This is a genomic window from Nocardia sp. CY41 (assembly GCF_009829325.1).
In the GTDB taxonomy this organism is placed as follows: Bacteria; Actinomycetota; Actinomycetes; order Mycobacteriales; family Mycobacteriaceae; genus Nocardia.
In genome coordinates, this window is the sequence record NZ_VUOS01000013.1 from 39,742 (window position 1) to 54,856 (window position 15,115).

The window sequence follows — 15,115 nt, forward strand, 5'->3', positions numbered from 1 at the left end:
TCAGCCGGGCAGGATGCCGAAAATCGTTGCCGGAGAGCCGGAACCGCCACGATAGAGCGGTCCGCCGACCAGCACCCATGCCCCGGTCGCGGGCAGCGCGGCCAGGTTCGCCATGCACTCCAAGCTGATCCGGCGCTCGCCGTAGAGCAGCTTGGACACTGCGTACGTCTGGTCGGTACCCACATCGGGGCCGAAGGTGTCGATGCCGAGCGCGCCACGGCTGCCGAGCCTGCCGCTGCGCAACAGCCATTCCACCGCCTCCACGGCGAACCCGGGCTGCCGACCGGCCGACTCGCCCGCGCCGATGAACTCCGGTGTACCCCACTTGGCGTCCCAGCCGGTCCAGGCGATCACCGCCGCTTCGTCCGGGATCCGGCCGTGACCTGCCTCCCAGCGCGTCAGATCGTCGACCGTGATCGCGTAGTCGCGGTCGGTCGCGCAACGGTGCCGGACATCGATCTTCACGGCGGGCAGCAGCAGGTCGTCCGGCTCCAGCTCGTGCGCGGCCAGTCCGTCGGCGCGGAAATGGATCGGTGCGCCCCAATGGGTTCCGGTGTGCTCGCCCTGCCGGATGTAGCGCAGGTAATAGCCGTGGTCGGCGATCGTGGCCACCACGTCGGTGCGGAACTCGGGGTCCTCCGGATACAGCGGCGTGGTGGCCGGGTCGTGGACGTGCGACAGATTCACCAACCGTCCCAGTGGGCGCGGTGTGGTCATCGAGTCCGCTGCGGGATCGCCCTGGCCAGCGCGAGCAGATCTGCTTCGAGGATGCGGAACAGCCGATAGGTCAGCACGAATGCCAGAATGCCACCCACACTCAGCACGCGCACCGGAACGATCACCAGCTCCAGGTCGGCGGCGTCGACGAAGGTCGCGCTCGCCACGCCGAGCAGCGGGACCGACGCCGCGACACCCAGATAGAAGTTGCCGCGCCGGGCCAGCGCCCGCAACTGGCGTTCGTCGTCGGGCCCGATGCCGCCGCGCACCAACAGCTGTGGATAGATCGACCGCACCGCGTAGACCATGATCGGGAAGAACGGATAGGCCAGTGCGATGGCCGCGCACACCACCTGCGCGGCGAAGAAATGCAGGAAGGTGCCGCGCGGCAGGTCGACGCCGGAGAAGGCCAGTCCCAGCGGCCAGATGATGCCGGCCGCCAACCAGAAGCCGAAGGGTATCCACACCGCCCAGTCTCCCATCAGCAGGGTGTCACGGCGCGCTTTCGCCAGCGTGCGCGCCGAATAACCGCGGCCGTGGCCGAGGCGGTAGGCGATGGCGAGCGGCCGCCGGGTCATGAACAACAGCAGCAGCGCGGCGACCGGGAACGCGACGACATTGTTGATCAATCCGACCGTCGCGAACTTCTCCTGGTCGGCGGCCGACATCCGGTCGATGATCAGGGCCTGGTTCAGCTGGATGTTGTAGAAGCTGGCCAGCACGTTGGGCACGCCGACGCACAGCGCCGCGACGGGAAGCAGCCAGCCCCTGGCTCGGTGCGCGAGGCTGCCGGGCGGGGGATCGACCAGATCGCGGGCGCGGGTGTCCAGGCACAAGTCGAGTTGTGCAGCGAGTTCCGCGCCGCCGCGCCAGCGGCGTCGGGGGTCCTCGTGCAGGCAGTCCAGCAGTACGCGGCGCAGCGCGGCGGGGGTGTCTTCCGGCAGGCGCGCGAGCGCCGCCTGCGAGACACCCGCGCGGCGCACCGCGAGCATCGCCGCGTACGTCTCGGTGTCGGGCCCCTCCTCCTCAGGGGGCGGATCGTCGAAGGGCGTGGCGCCGGTCAGCATTTCCCACAGCAGCACACCTAGGGAGTAGACGTCGCTGGCGTCGCCGGGGACGGGCGCGCCGGGATCGAGATAGGCGGCCAATTGTTCGGGGGATCGGTAGGCCAAGGCGTCGGGCGCGCCGGGCCCGCGCGGCGCGGGAACGCGCGTCGCCGACTCGCCGAGGGCGAAATCGGCGAGTTTCGGAATGCCCTCCGCGGTGAACAGCACGTTCGCCGGCTTGATGTCGTGATGTAGCACGCCCTGGTGGGCGGCGTAATCCAGCGCGTCGGCCAGCCGCCTGCCCACCCATGCCACGGTCTCCGGCCAGCTCAGCCGAGCGATCTCCGAGCGCACGCTGGAATCCGCGGGCCGGATCTCGCCCTTGGCCTCCATGGCGCTGTCCACCGCGCGCAACAGGAGGGTGCCGCCGTCGGACACCGGGCCGCGACGGCGTTGTTCGAGCAGACCGACCGCCGTGCCGCCGGGAAGGTACTGCATGTAGACCAAGCGCGGCAGGACGGTCGTCCGGGGTTCCGGGGCGAGGGCCGTTCCGGAGCGCGCGGACGTGGCGTCGTCCGGGGGACCGGCGATGGTCGCGTCCGGATCGACCGATCCTTCGTTCACCGCCGTGTCGGAGTGAGCGTGAACCGCCGCGCCGGGCTCGGCGGATCGTCCGGAATCGGGCGTCCGAGGACGGTCAGAGGGGAGCGAAGGGGACCTGTCGGGCTCGGCGACGATGGTCTCGTCATCGACGGTTTCCCCGGCGACGACCGTGGCGTCGTCCAGGACGGACGGCTGGGTAACGGTCGCGCCGTGGCTTTCGGCGACGCGCGGGCGAGACTCGTCGTCGCCGGGGCGGCTCGGCGTCCGGAGGGGTGCGGCCGCCGCGACGGTGGCTTCGAGATCCATGAGGGTGTCGTCATCGCCGGGGCGGCCTGCGGTCCGGCCGGGCGGGGTGGCGACGGTGGCGTCGAGACCGAACGATTCGGTGGCCGAGGTGTCGAGGTCGGAGAGCGGCGCAGCGAGTGTGACGTCCACGCCGTGGCCCCCGTTCGCGGGGGTTGCCGCCCTGGTGCGCGTAGGCGCGGCGTCGGCGCCGAGCACCCGCTGATCGAAGACGCGCACGATGTGGGCGTGGTCGAGCTGGGCCATCGTGCGCGGCGCGCCCGCCCGGCCCGCCGAGAACCGCACGGCGACCAGCCGCTGCATAGAACGCTGTCTGGCCAGGAAGACGCGGCCGAGCAGCCCGGAGCCCAGGTCGGTGAGCAGATCGAAGTCATCGATTCGGTGGCCGGGCGCGAGGTCGGCGAGCGCCGCGAGGAATTCGCCCGGCATGACGTCGACGTCGTCGTCGGAATCGGCGAAGTCGGCGAGGATCTCACCGACCGCGCCCGCGAGATCCGGGTAGTCGCCGAGGAAGCCTGCCAGCGGCAGCTGTCCGCGGCGGCGGCGTACCAGGAATTCTTCGCACACGAGATCGACCAGCTCGGGGCTGTCGTCCACCTCCGGGAATTCCGCGCGGTATTCCGCGACTCGTTTGCCGAGCCCTTCGCGTTCCCAGCGCCGCCGCAGATCCACCCGGATCAGATCGATGAGCACGGCCAAGCGAGCCTGCGTGCCATCGGGCACGTAGTCGCGGATCTGGGGCGGTAACCGGTCGCTGTGAAGGCTGCGCTGCCAGTCGGCGGTGAACCGGGCGACGGCATCGGTGCGCGGGAAACTCACGTGCCGGACTCCGCGACGGTCGTGGTCGCTCGGACGGACCTGGTCTCGGTGGTTCGCGTTTCGGCGGCTTCGGGATCGACCACTCGCTCCAGCGCTCGCAGATCCGCTTCCAGCGCACGGAACAGCAGATAGGTGCCCACGAACGCGATTATGCCGCCGACGCACAGCAGCCGGACCGCGAAGATCACCGACGGGATGTCGGAGGGCGGCAGGAAGGTCACGCCGGCGACCGCGAGCAGCGGCACCGACGCGGCGACCGCGAGGTATCCGTTGCACCGCCGGTCCAGGCCGCGCAGCCAGACCGCGTCCTCGGGGCTGATGTCCCCGTGCCGCAGGAACAGCGGGTAGATGCAGCGCACCATGTAGAAGGTCAGCAGGAAGAAGGGATAGGCCACGGCGATCGCGCCGCACACAACCAATGAGGAGAAGAAGTGCACCACCGCGCGGGCCGCTATGTCTCCGGTCGACACCTGAAGCGCGATCGGGAAGATCACTCCGGCCAGCACCCATAGCGAGAAGGCCACGACCACGGCCCGATCGCCCATCAGCAGCGCGTCCTTCCTGGCGCGCCGCAGGGTGTCCGGGTCGTATCGTCGTCCTTTGCGCAGACCACGCGGCACCGTCAGGACGTATCTCGCCATGTACAGCACGACCGCGATGCCGGCCGGGAAGAAGATGGCGTTGACCACGCCGGTGATGATCAGGAAGGTCTGCTGGGCGTCCTCGGTCATCCGGCTGATGATCAGGTGTTGGTTGTGCTGGATGTTGTACAGCGACGCGAGCACATTCGGCAGCGCCACCGCCAGCAGCGCGACCGGCACGATATACGGGCGCAGCCGCCGCCGCCAGCTTTTCGGCGGGGGGTCGACCAGGTCGCGCGCGCGCTCGTCCAGGCACATCTCCAGTTGCCTGGCCAGGGTCGCACCGCTGGACCAGCGGTCGGTCCGCTCCGGCGCGAGACAGGTCAGCAGCACACGGCACAAGGCGGCCGGGCAGTCGGGCGGAACCCGTTGCAGCGCCACCTCGTCCACGCCGGAGCTGCGCCGCTCCAGCATGGCCTCCAGCGTGGTGTCGTCGCCTTGCTCGCCCGCGCCCGCCGTCCGGTCGTCGAACGGCTTCGCGCCGGTGAGCAGCTCCCACAGCACCACGCCCAGCGAATAGATGTCGGCGCGAGTGTCCAGGTCGGCGGCGCTGCGGCCGAAGCTCGGGTGGCAGGCCTCCAGCTGTTCGGGCGACATGTAGGCCAGTGAGCCGCCGAAGTAGGCCACCGGGCTGGTGCCCTCCACGTTGCGGCTGAAGCTGATGTTGAAGTCCGCCAGTTTCGGTACGCCTTCCGCGGTGAGCAGGACGTTGGCCGGTTTCACATCGCGGTGCAGCACGCCGTGCGAGGACGCGTAGTCCAGCGCCTCGGCCAGCCTGCGGCCCAGCCAGGCCACCGTCTCCGGCCAGCTCAGCCGGGCGAGTTCGGCGCGCACACTGGAGTCGGTCGGCCGGATCTCGCCCTTCTCCTCCATGGCCGCGTCCACGGCGTCCAGCAGCAGCTTGCCGCTGCGCTCGGCGGGCGGGGTCGCACGCACCCAGCGCAGCACGCCCAGCAGCGTGCCGCCGGGGAGGAACTGCATGTAGAGCAGCCGCAACCGGCGTGCGGCGCCCTCGGCGTCGTCGAGCAGCCGCTGATCGAAGACCCGCACGATGTAGTCGTGGTCCAGCTGCGCCAACGTCTGCGGTTCGGTGCCGTGGTCGCTGGAGATCTTGACCGCGACCAGCCGCTGCAGCGAGCGCTGCCGGGCGAGGAAGACTCGGGCGAACGCGCCGCTGCCCAGACCGGTCAGCAGATCGAAGTCATCGATCTGCTGGCCGATCTCGATGCGGTCGAGCGGGTCGGGCCGGCTCGGTCCGGTGCCGATCGTCGTGGGCACGGCGGTCGCCGTACCCGTCAGATCGGCGGCGGTCGTTCTGGTCACCTCGGAATCACGAGTGGACTCGGCGGTTCGGTTCAACGCGGTGTCATCGAGATCGGCGCCGGTATGAGCGAAGACGGTCTGGGTGGCGTCCTCCTGTGTCGCGCGGCGGGTGCTCTGATCGATCTCGTCGGCGTTCAGCAGCTCGCGCAGTTCCTCGGCCTGACGTGGATATTCCCGCAGGCATTCACGCGGATCGACCCGTTCGCCGCTCTGGCGGCGGATGACGAACTCCTCGTACACCAGACCGGCCGGAATATCGTCGGAAACGAGTTCGGGAAATTCGGCGCAGTAATCGGCCAGGCGCATGCGCGCGGCAGGCCGCGTCGCGTCGCTCGTGGTGGCCCGGCGGCGATGCAGCCAACGATTGCGCAGGTCGACGCGAATCAGCTCGAGCAGCGCCTCGCGACGCAGGGTGCTGGCATCGGGCAGGTATTCGGCGATGACCGGCGGGCGCCGGGTCGATTTCCAAGCCGCGGAGAACGCCGCCACCGCGTCGGATTCGGCGCGCGACAGCTCACCACTCCTGGCACGGGTGGAAATACCTGTGCTGGATTCGGAACTTCTCTCAGAGTTCGCACTCATGTCGGGACCTATGGCTCGGCGGACGCCGCAGAATCCGCATCGGTCGTTGCCGGATGGGCCGAAAATTTCCCGCCACACCCGACACCATCATCCCCCGCGCCGTATTCGAAATGATAACTTGCGGCTCGACAGTGGATCACCCGATTTCGACAACGACGCGACGGGGGATGACCAGCACATGTCTGACGAGGCCGCAACCGTGGCGGACAGCTCGAAAATCAGCGAACCCATGCTTTCCCGACCGTTGGCGACCGCTGCCGAAGCGCGGCCGAACAGCGCCGGGGGCACCGAGAACGGTCTGGAACGCGGCCCGGCAGCGACGATCGCGGCGTGTGTGCGCGACGGCCTGTTGCATCCCGGCCAAGTGGCGGCGGATGCCGGGACGCGGATCTCGGCGGCGAACCGGACCTGCCTCGCGTTCACCGTGCTGCGCGCCGAACAGGCGATGGCCGAGTCGGCGAGCCTGACCGAGCGCGACGACCTCGACGTGTTGCCCATGGCCGGTGTCCCGGTCGCGGTCGAACACGGCGTACCCATCGCGAGCGAGCCGGTGCCGTGGGGCCCGGCGGCCGCCGCGGATGACCCGGTGGTGGCGCGGCTGCGCGCCGCGGGCGCGGTCGTCATGGGTCTGGTCGCGGCGCCCGAGCTGAGCCGCTGGGCGACGACCGAAGGCTCGGAGCGTGTCATCCGCAATCCCTGGAACCCGGCGCGGAACGCCGGAAGCGCGGCGGGCGCGGCCATCGCGGCCGGGCTGGTTCCGGTGGCGCACGGCTGCGACGGCCTGGGTGCGGTGCGGGTGGCCGCCGCATGCTGTGGAGTCTTCGGGATCAAGCCGGGGCAGCACATGGTGCCCGGCGCAGGCGCCTGGTCGGGTCTGGTCGAGAACGGTGTTCTGGCAACCGGTGTGGACGACGCCGCGCTGGCGTTGTCGGTGCTGGCGGCGCGGCCGGATCTGGCCGAGCTGGATCCGCCCGGCCGACTACGCATCGCCCTGGCCGTGGATCCACCGTCTCGCCTGCTGCGCGTCGACAGGCATTGGACGGCCGCGGCCCGCCGAGCGGCCGCGGTGGCCGCGGCGGCGGGCCATGTGGTCGAACCAACCGCCCTACCGTACGGAAACGCACTGTTCGCGGCGTCCCTACGCTGGCTGGCCCTCGGTGCGCGCGATGCTCCCGCGCTACCCGAGCCCGACCAGCTATCCCGAAGAGCCCGCCGTCGACTGGCCCTCGGCCGGACGGTGCATCGGTTTCGGCTCGCGCGCCCCGCACAGATCGATCGGGTCGAGGCGCGACTACTGGAGTTCTTCGAGCGTTACGACGTGGTGATCACTCCCACGCTCGCCGCCCCGCCACCCCCGGCGCGGGCCTGGCACTTCCGCAATCGGCCTGCCACTCTGCTCGCCGGCGCGCGATTCGCCCCCTTCACTCCGCTGTGGAATCTGGTCGGCTGGCCCGCCGCGTCCATCCCGATGGGCATCCACCCCGGATCGGAAACGCCGGTGGCCGCCCAGCTCGCGGGGCCGCCCGGCAGCGAATCCACCCTGCTACGGCTGTCCGCGCAATTGGAGATCCGCTGCCCCTGGCAGCGCACCGCACCCGAAGGCCGATTCAGACGCTGACCGGCGACTGCTGCGCCGCGAAGCCGCCTTCGACGGCACGACCGGCGAACTCGAGGATGGTCGGCCGGTTGTCGTCGGCCCGCCAGGCCACGGCGAGTTCGCATGGCGCGAGCCCCGACACGGGCCGCGCGGTCAGCCCCGGCCAGCGGTACATCGGCACGTTGTTCTCGGCGAGCAGGCACACGCCCAGACCGAGGCTCACGGCTTCCAGCTTGTCCTCGGCGGTCGCTGCTTCGGCGCCGATCTTCGGCGCCCGCCCGCCGCGTCCGTCGTTGCCGAGCCAGAAATCGCGGACCGCACCGGCTTCGGTGGGCAGCGCGACGAACGGTTCGTCGAGCAGATCGGCGAACTCGATGGTCTCGGAGACGGCGAGCGGGTGGTTCTCCGGGAGCAGCACCCAGCGCGGTTCGGTGCGCAGCACCTGCCATCGGTAACGACTCTGGTCCGGCAGCGGGAGCCAGACCAGCGCGAGGTCGGCCTGCCTGCCCGCGAGCCCGCTGGAGGGATCCGTCCACGAGGCGGCGTGCAGCGCGAGGCGATGTCCGCTCGCGCTCTCCAGATCGCTGAGCAGCCCGCGGCCGAGCGCGGACTGGATGCCGACGCGCAGCACCTCGCCGGCCTCCTGCAGCGAGACGTTGGTGACCTCCCACAGCTCCAGGATCTTGCGAGCGCCTTCGAGCAGTTCCTTGCCCGCGACGGTCAGCGCGACGCTGCGCTGATTGCGGTCGAACAGGACCACGTCGAGCTGACGTTCCAGCTGCCGGATCTGACGCGACAGGGTGGGTTGAGCGATGTGCAGCCGCTGAGCGGCGTTGGTGAAGTGCAGTTCCTCAGCGACGGCGACGAAATACCGCAGGTCGCGCAAGTGCGGGTCCATAGCCCCTTGCTATCAGAATCAGTCCGGAATTTCCAGCCTTATCAGGCCGAAAAGTTCGGATACGGGCACCGAAACAGTCGGCAGGTTTGTTAGGGACAGCATATTGCTTGTGCTGGTGCACCGCACCCAGCGGTTGGCGAATTTTCGGCACGCGGCCAGCGTCGACCGTCCTGGTTCCGCACTTGGGCATTTGACCAGCATGGATGATGCGGTTCGAGTGTCGGCTTCGGCGGATTACGGCCGCCCGGATGCCAATGGAATGCGGCTGAGAATTTGCCGCTGACCGGCTATCCGATGGAAGCGATACTTTGAGTGATTTTCATCACAATCTGGTCCGAGGGCGGCGCTCGTTCTTCCCCCGGACACGACGAGGCGCCGCGCCCGAGACGAATCCCGGCCACGGCGCCCCGGCTGTACCGAAGCTCACGCGCCGCGGGCGCGCTCCTCGTATGCCTTGCGCTTGTCGGCGTCGACGTCGGCGAGGAATGCGCGGCCGGAGCCGAGCGCCCGCCCGATGCTGTCCCCGACCGCTTCCGGTAGCAGGCCCACGAACTGGGAGATGAACCCGGCCACCGCGGTCACCCTGACCTTCGACTTCGGCGCGACGATCAGCTTCGCGACGGCGTCGGCGATCTCCTCGGGCTCGGCGGCGCGCATCAGCTTGGGCGCGGTGACGCCGGAGCCCAGCTCGGTGTTGGTCAGTGTGGGCAGCACCGAGGAGAAGCGCAGGCCGGTGCCGCGATACTCCTCGCGCAGCGTGTCGGTGAATCCGAGCACCGCGTGCTTGCTGGCGTTGTAGGTGGCCAGTCCCGGGATGTGCGTCTCGCCGGCCAGCGAGGCGATGTTGATGATGTGCCCGCTGCCGCGCGGCAGCATCCGGCGCAGCGCGAGCTTGGAACCCAGGATCACGCCGTAGACATTGATGTCCAGGATGCGGCGGGTCAGCGGATCCGGCTCGTCCACCAGCTTGCCGGTCGGCATGATGCCCGCGTTGTTGATCAGCACGTCGATCGGGCCGAGGGTGCGCTCCACCTCGTCGAGGAAGCCGTCGAACGAGTCGTGATCGGTCACGTCGAGCCTTCCGTACAGCTCGAAACCGCGCGCCGTGCCCGACTCCTTGACCGTGGTCTCGTCGATGTCGCCGATCGCGATCTGCGCGCCGAGTGCCTGCAGCGCGGTCGCGGTGGCCAACCCGATGCCGCGCGCGCCGCCGGTGATGACGACGACTTTGCCGCGAATCTGCTTCGCGTCGGTCACTTGGCGTCTCCCTTCAGTTTCAGCAGGGCGGGCAGGTCCAGGCGGCGCAGACCGCGCGCGCCCGCCGCGCGCATCGCGCCGAGTGCGAACAGCAGCTTCGGCATCGAGTACGGGTACCAGAACAGTTCCTTCTGCTGGGTCGGCAGGATCGGCGTGGTGATCGCCTGCTGGCGGCAGTACTTGCGCACGCCGTTCGCCCCGCCCCAGCGGGCGCCGACGCCGGACAGGCCCCAGCCGCCCATCGGCAACGCGTAACTGAACAGGTTGGCGAAGACGTCGTTGATGTTGACCGCACCCGTGTTCAGCTGCCGGGCTATCCGCTCGCCGCGCTCCTTGTCGCCGGTCCACACCGAGGCGGACAGTCCGTAGACGGAGTCGTTGGCCAGCCGGATCGCTTCGGACTCGTCGGCCACCTTCATCACCGGCAGTGTCGGGCCGAAGGTCTCTTCGGTCACGCAGGACATGGTGTGGTCGACGTCCACCAGCACGGTCGGCTCGAAGGCGGTGCCGAATCCGGCCCGCTTGCCGCCGGTGAGCACCTTGGCGCCCGCCGCGACCGCCTCCTCGACGTGACGCTGCACGATGGCCACCTGATTTTCGTTGGCCAGTGCGCCCACGTCGTACTTCGACTCGCGCCCGTCGAGGCCTTGACGCAGCGCCTTGACGTTGGCGGTGAGCTTGGCGACGAACTCGTCGTACACCGCCGCTTCGACGTACACCCGCTCCACCGAGATGCAGACCTGGCCGGAGTTGAACATGCCGCCGAAGGCGATGCCGTGCGCGGCGCGGTCGAGGTCGGCGTCGGCCAGGACGATGGCCGGGTCCTTGCCGCCGAGTTCCAGGCTGTAGGGCACCATGCGCTGCACACAGGCGGCGGCGATCTTGCGTCCGGTCGCGGTCGAGCCGGTGAACTGGATGTAGTCGGCGGAGTCCACCACGGCCGCTCCGGTCGCGCCCGCGCCGGTGACCACCGCGAAGACCGGCGGAGCTCCGATCTCGGCCCAGCCCTTCGCCAGTTCGAGCGCCGACAGCGGAGTCACCTCGGAGGGTTTGAGCAGCACGGCCGCTCCGGCGGCCAGCGCGGGGAACACGTCCATCACCGGCATCGCCAGCGGGAAATTCCACGGCGTGATGACGCCGACCACCGGATAAGGCCGGTAGACCGTGGTCAGCCGCTTGACCCGCGCCAGCGGGCTGTGCGGCGACGGATGGTCGTCGGCGAGGAACTTGGCCGCGCGGCGCGCGTAGTAGCCGATCAGGTCGGTCGCGAAACCCGGGTCGATCAGGGCGTCCACCCGGGGCTTTGCGGTCTCCGACTGCAGTACGGTGGCCAGCCGGTCGGTGTTGTCGATCAACCAGTCCTGGAACTTCAGCAGCCAGACCTTGCGTCCTTCGGGACCGAGTGCCTCCCACTCCGGCTGGTACAGCCGCAATTCGCGGACCTTGGCCGCGACCGCGTCCGCGGTCTCGTCCGGCACCGTGCCGACGACCTCGCCCGTGCCGGGATTGCGCACCTCGATGACGGCGGGGCCGTCCTTCTTCGCGGTCGTTTCGCGTGCCTGCGCCTTTTCGGCCGCGGGCGCTGGTTCGGTGTTGGTCACTGCTGCTCTCCCACTGACGTCGTGTTGAACCGCGGTCTGCTGACTGCTGTGAGGCAGGCCACTGAACTATGATCGTGACACAATCCGCACAGAGTTTCTTGGCCCGAGTTGTCAAGGAAAACAGGCGATTTTGTTTCCCCGAACCAAAGGATGCCGAGCCGAAGGAGAGGGCGATGACCGTTGGGCCTTCGCCGGGCGGCGCGGCCCGGCCGAGCCCGGCGCCGGACGAGGTGCGCGACTGGCTCGCCGAGTACGTCTACGAGACCACGCGCGCCGAGGCGCTGGAGCGGATCGTCACCCGGCTCGACGACGTGATCATCGCGCGCATCCCCGAACTCGCCGATCGCGATATGCGCCGCGACCTCGCGGCCAGCACCCGGGCGCACGCCAGGATCGTGCTCAGCCGCCTGGCCAGCGACGCCTTCGAGTTCTCACTGCCGGAGGAAGCGCACGCGTTCGCGCGCAGCGTGGCCCGGCGCGGCTTCGAACTCCGGTTGCTGCTGCGGGTGTACCACGTGGGCATGGAGGCGGTGCTGGACTACATGACCGAAGTCGTCGAACAGCGCCGGACCGCGCCGGAACTCGAGCGCGTCGTCCTGCTGCGGCTGTTCGAGCGGGCCACCAAGTGGATCAGCACCTCGGTCGAACTGCTCACCGACACCTACATGGAGGAGCGTGAGCAGGCGCTGCGCGCCGCGCTCAACCGGCGAGCCGAGACCGTCCGCGCCTTGCTGGACGGCGACGACGTGGACGTCGATCAGGCGTCGCTGCGGCTCGGCTATCGGCTCTCCCAGCAGCACCTCGCATTCGTGCTGTGGACCGACGAACCGACCGGCGAGCCCGTGAGCGTGGACGCGGAGGCGACCGGCTTGCTGGACCGGGTCGCGGCGCGGCTGGCCGCGGCACTGGGCAGCGGTCGGGTGCTCACCGTCCCGTCCGGCGCCACCGCCATGTGGGCGTGGGCGGGCTCGGACGACGGGGAACACGGCGCCGAACTCGCGGCGCCGGGCGAAGTGGAGCGGCTGGCCGCGGCACAGGTGGAGGCGCCGGTGCGGGTGGCGTTCGGCGTGCCCGCCGGGGGGATCGCGGGCTTCCGCCGCAGTCACCGTGAGGCGGTCGCCGCACGGCAGGTCGCCGAGCGCGCGCCCGCGGGCGGCCCACGGGTCACCGGGTATCGAGCGGTGGAGATCGCCTATCTGGCCGGCGCGGACGAAGCGGCCATGCGGGGGCTGGTGGAGCGGGAACTGGGCGCGCTGGCGGCCGGGGACGCGAACGCCGCGCGCCTGCGCGAGACGCTGCACGCCTATCTGCGCAGTCAGCGCAGCCCGGAGGCAACGGCGAAAGTGCTCGGGGTACACAAGAACACGGTCCGCTACCGCGTGCAGCGGATCGAACAACTGCTGGGATATCCGATCGAAGAGCGCGGCTTGCCGCTGGAGATCGCGCTGGTGTGCGTCGCCGTCTACGGCGCCGACGCCCTGCCCTGAACCCGCGGCCGCCGGTTACTCGCCCGCCATGGCCTCGCGCGCGGCGATCCGGCGCAGCGGTGGCTCGGTGGTCGGCGCCACTCGGCGATCGGGTAACTCCGCGAGCAAGGTGGTGGTCGCCTCTGCGATGGCCGCGACGGCCTTGTCGACGGCCGATTTGGTGGTCGAGCTCAGGCCGGACACGCCACCGACCTTGCGCACGTACTGCAGTGCGGCGGCATAGATCTCCTGCTCGGTTGCGGCAGGTTCCAGACCACGCAGGACGGTGATGTTTCTACACATGCGAGAACACTAGCTCCAGATCACGACATGCGTGCGGGCAAGAAGCAAGCGCGACCGAAATCGATTTCACCCGGCGGACCCGCCGTCGGTCCGCGCGGCGGACGGACATGGGCGGCCATCGGCGAATCCCGCGCGCCCCCCGCCCGGGATGGGGAACAATCGGGACATGTCTGCGCGCGGTGTACCCACCTTGACGACGTTTCCGTACGCGGAGCTGGACGAGCGGGAGGAAGACCACTGGTCCGGCGCCGCGGTATCCGACGACGAACTGCGGGCACTCGCGCTGGGAGCCTTCTACTCGGCGCGCTGGGACGCCTTCCATGACGCGCTGCTGCTCGGTCCGGAACGCGCCCATCCGCTCGGCGATCGGCGGGAACTCGCGATCGACACGCTCACCGGCGCGTGGGGCATCACCGACGGCACCGAGGCGCAGGCGTCGATGGAGCAGCTGCTCGACGGTATGCACGCCCCGCTCTACGCATTGGTGCATCCGCTGGTGACGGCGTCGATCAACGCCAGCGAGCGCGATCGTTTCGGGGAACGGGCCGATCGGCACCGGGCGTTCCTGCGGCAGGTCGGCGCGTTCCGGGGGATGGACAATCCCGAGGCGCTGGTGCGCGACTACGACATCTGGTCGCAAGCGATCAAGATCGGGTTCACCGATCATCTGGCCCGGCCGCTGCCCAGTGACATCCACGCCTGGGACCTGGCCAGGGTGGTCGCGGTGGCGAGGATGGCCTACACCGCCGGGTATCTCGACGCCGACGTGGCTTGGAGTTATCTGGCGCGCGCCCTGCCGCTGGCGCAGAGCAAGTACCGCAACTGGCGTCAGTTCGGCGACGCCTACCTCACCGGCTGGACCTACTGGCAGGCCTGCGAGGACCTGGCCGAGCTGAAGAACGGCGGCGTCGACCGCCGCAAGGAGTTGCTGCGCCTGTGGCTGCGCCCGACCAGCCCGTGGCGGCGGATCGAGCTGAACTCAGCTCCCGTCGGGGAGTGAGCGCAGGATCCCGCGGCCGTAGCGCTGGAACTGCGCGTCGTCGACCATGCCCAGGGAGTGCCGCTCGACCAGCAGCTCCCACTCCGAATACAACTGGGCCACACCGGGGTCGGCGGAGCCCGCGGCGCCGTCGGCGGATTCTCGGCGCACCGCGAAGTTCAGCGCGCAGGTGACCCGCTCGGTGTCGGCGCGGTCGGCGCCCGCGAAATGCAGGGTCCGGCTGCCGTCGTGCACCTCGATGCCGGTCGCGCCACGCCCGGGACCGATCTCGCCGCGGCCCGCGGTGGGGGTGTCGGTGACGCGAGCCCACACGACCACCGGAATCGGGAGTTCGTGCGCGTAGCGGCCGTCGCCGATCGCGATGAACAGCAGCCGCGTCGTCGTCGCGGCGAGCAAGCCGGAGCCGTTGCCCGCGGGCGGCTGCGCGGCCACCACGGCGGTCTCCAGGACGTACTCCTCCGGCGTCACGTAACGATGCAGAGCCGCTATCGCCTGCTTCGCCTCGCGGCGCGGCGACATCCGGCGCGTCGCCCGCTCCACGTCCGCGCGAATGGGCCCGCCACGCCCCCAGGTGGGCGCGGGCGGGCGCAGATCCGGCGCCGCCACGTCGATGCGCTGGGTGGCCATGATGTGCGCGTTGATCCGGTCGACGATCTCGGTGGCCGCGGGGAAGTCGTGCTCGGCGATGATGACCGGAAGGGGGGTGCGGTCCGCGGGCACGCCGGTGAGCACAGGCGTCGGGTAGCGCAGATAGATCTCGATGACGACCGCGTCGTCCGCGCGCCGGTTCAGCCGGACCTTCAGCAGGTCGGAGACCGGGACATCGAGCACGCGTTCGCCGTCGGAGCCGGGCCGCAGGACGATCAACCTGCCGCGGCCGTGTCGCAGTATCGCTGTGGGTGTCCGTAACTCGACTATGTCCATACCCCCTGCGCTCGTGTCTGGTCTGCGGCGCTCCC

At 69.9% G+C, this 15,115-nt stretch carries 11 protein-coding genes; 3 read left to right on the forward strand and 8 right to left on the reverse strand.

The genetic code is table 11. From position 1 onward, the window contains the following. From GVY64_RS15345 to GVY64_RS15355, 3 genes are read right to left on the reverse strand one after another with little or no spacing between them, the layout of a single operon-like run. Nucleotides 1-717, reverse strand: coding sequence for a cyclase family protein (locus tag GVY64_RS15345; protein WP_159841886.1), 717 nt, complete (start codon nucleotides 715-717; stop codon nucleotides 1-3). Beyond that, entirely contained in the window at nucleotides 714-3,488 is a 2,775-nt protein-coding gene (locus GVY64_RS15350) for a protein kinase domain-containing protein (RefSeq protein WP_159841888.1), read from the reverse strand. Before GVY64_RS15350 ends, GVY64_RS15345 begins: the two co-directional genes overlap by 4 nt. Then, nucleotides 3,485-6,034, reverse strand: coding sequence for a serine/threonine-protein kinase (locus GVY64_RS15355; RefSeq protein WP_159841890.1), 2,550 nt, complete (start codon nucleotides 6,032-6,034; stop codon nucleotides 3,485-3,487). Before GVY64_RS15355 ends, GVY64_RS15350 begins: the two co-directional genes overlap by 4 nt. 229 nt (nucleotides 6,035-6,263) lie before the next feature. Here GVY64_RS15355 and GVY64_RS15360 point away from each other — a divergent pair, with 229 nt between their 5' ends. Beyond that, complete coding sequence (locus tag GVY64_RS15360; RefSeq protein ID WP_236566855.1) at nucleotides 6,264-7,652, forward strand: amidase family protein; 1,389 nt, start codon at nucleotides 6,264-6,266, stop codon at nucleotides 7,650-7,652. On the opposite strand, the gene GVY64_RS15365 is transcribed toward GVY64_RS15360, so the two are convergent. The 3 genes from GVY64_RS15365 to GVY64_RS15375 all read right to left on the reverse strand — a co-directional run bounded on the left by GVY64_RS15365 (nucleotide 7,642) and on the right by GVY64_RS15375 (nucleotide 11,387). Further along, nucleotides 7,642-8,529, reverse strand: coding sequence for a LysR family transcriptional regulator (locus GVY64_RS15365; protein WP_159841894.1), 888 nt, complete (start codon nucleotides 8,527-8,529; stop codon nucleotides 7,642-7,644). The genes GVY64_RS15360 and GVY64_RS15365 overlap by 11 nt on opposite strands. A gap of 423 nt (nucleotides 8,530-8,952) precedes the next feature. Further along, complete coding sequence (locus GVY64_RS15370) at nucleotides 8,953-9,786, reverse strand: SDR family oxidoreductase (protein ID WP_159841896.1); 834 nt, start codon at nucleotides 9,784-9,786, stop codon at nucleotides 8,953-8,955. Next, complete coding sequence (locus GVY64_RS15375; protein WP_159841898.1) at nucleotides 9,783-11,387, reverse strand: aldehyde dehydrogenase family protein; 1,605 nt, start codon at nucleotides 11,385-11,387, stop codon at nucleotides 9,783-9,785. The genes GVY64_RS15370 and GVY64_RS15375 overlap by 4 nt, the downstream gene beginning before the upstream one ends. A 173-nt stretch (nucleotides 11,388-11,560) precedes the next feature. Between GVY64_RS15375 and GVY64_RS15380 the strand changes: the two genes are divergently transcribed. Beyond that, the gene (locus tag GVY64_RS15380) at nucleotides 11,561-12,874 is read left to right on the forward strand and encodes a PucR family transcriptional regulator (protein ID WP_159841900.1); all 1,314 of its coding nucleotides are present in this window, start codon (nucleotides 11,561-11,563) and stop codon (nucleotides 12,872-12,874) included. Nucleotides 12,875-12,889: 15 nt separating this feature from the next. Here GVY64_RS15380 and GVY64_RS15385 read toward each other — a convergent pair whose 3' ends face one another. Continuing rightward, a complete protein-coding gene (locus GVY64_RS15385; protein WP_063022195.1) occupies nucleotides 12,890-13,156 on the reverse strand; it encodes a DUF2277 domain-containing protein in 267 nt (88 codons plus the stop codon). Nucleotides 13,157-13,322: 166 nt separating this feature from the next. Here GVY64_RS15385 and GVY64_RS15390 point away from each other — a divergent pair, with 166 nt between their 5' ends. Continuing rightward, on the forward strand, nucleotides 13,323-14,156 hold the full coding sequence (locus GVY64_RS15390) for a DUF1266 domain-containing protein (RefSeq protein WP_159841902.1): 834 nt from the start codon (nucleotides 13,323-13,325) through the stop codon (nucleotides 14,154-14,156). On the opposite strand, the gene GVY64_RS15395 is transcribed toward GVY64_RS15390, so the two are convergent. After that, the gene (locus GVY64_RS15395; RefSeq protein WP_159841904.1) at nucleotides 14,136-15,080 is read right to left on the reverse strand and encodes a hypothetical protein; all 945 of its coding nucleotides are present in this window, start codon (nucleotides 15,078-15,080) and stop codon (nucleotides 14,136-14,138) included. The genes GVY64_RS15390 and GVY64_RS15395 overlap by 21 nt on opposite strands. Nucleotides 15,081-15,115: the final 35 nt, after the last annotated feature.

Excerpts from the sequence above, each read along its gene's own strand:
- GVY64_RS15385 (WP_063022195.1), bottom strand. The coding sequence starts at position 13,156 with ATGTGTAGAAACATCACCGTCCTGCGTGGTCTGGAACCTGCCGCAACC.
- GVY64_RS15395 (WP_159841904.1), bottom strand. The coding sequence starts at position 15,080 with ATGGACATAGTCGAGTTACGGACACCCACAGCGATACTGCGACACGGC.
- GVY64_RS15390 (WP_159841902.1), top strand. The coding sequence starts at position 13,323 with ATGTCTGCGCGCGGTGTACCCACCTTGACGACGTTTCCGTACGCGGAG.
- GVY64_RS15355 (WP_159841890.1), bottom strand. The coding sequence starts at position 6,034 with ATGAGTGCGAACTCTGAGAGAAGTTCCGAATCCAGCACAGGTATTTCC.
- GVY64_RS15360 (WP_236566855.1), top strand. The coding sequence starts at position 6,264 with ATGCTTTCCCGACCGTTGGCGACCGCTGCCGAAGCGCGGCCGAACAGC.
- GVY64_RS15365 (WP_159841894.1), bottom strand. The coding sequence starts at position 8,529 with ATGGACCCGCACTTGCGCGACCTGCGGTATTTCGTCGCCGTCGCTGAG.
- GVY64_RS15345 (WP_159841886.1), bottom strand. The coding sequence starts at position 717 with ATGACCACACCGCGCCCACTGGGACGGTTGGTGAATCTGTCGCACGTC.
- GVY64_RS15380 (WP_159841900.1), top strand. The coding sequence starts at position 11,561 with ATGACCGTTGGGCCTTCGCCGGGCGGCGCGGCCCGGCCGAGCCCGGCG.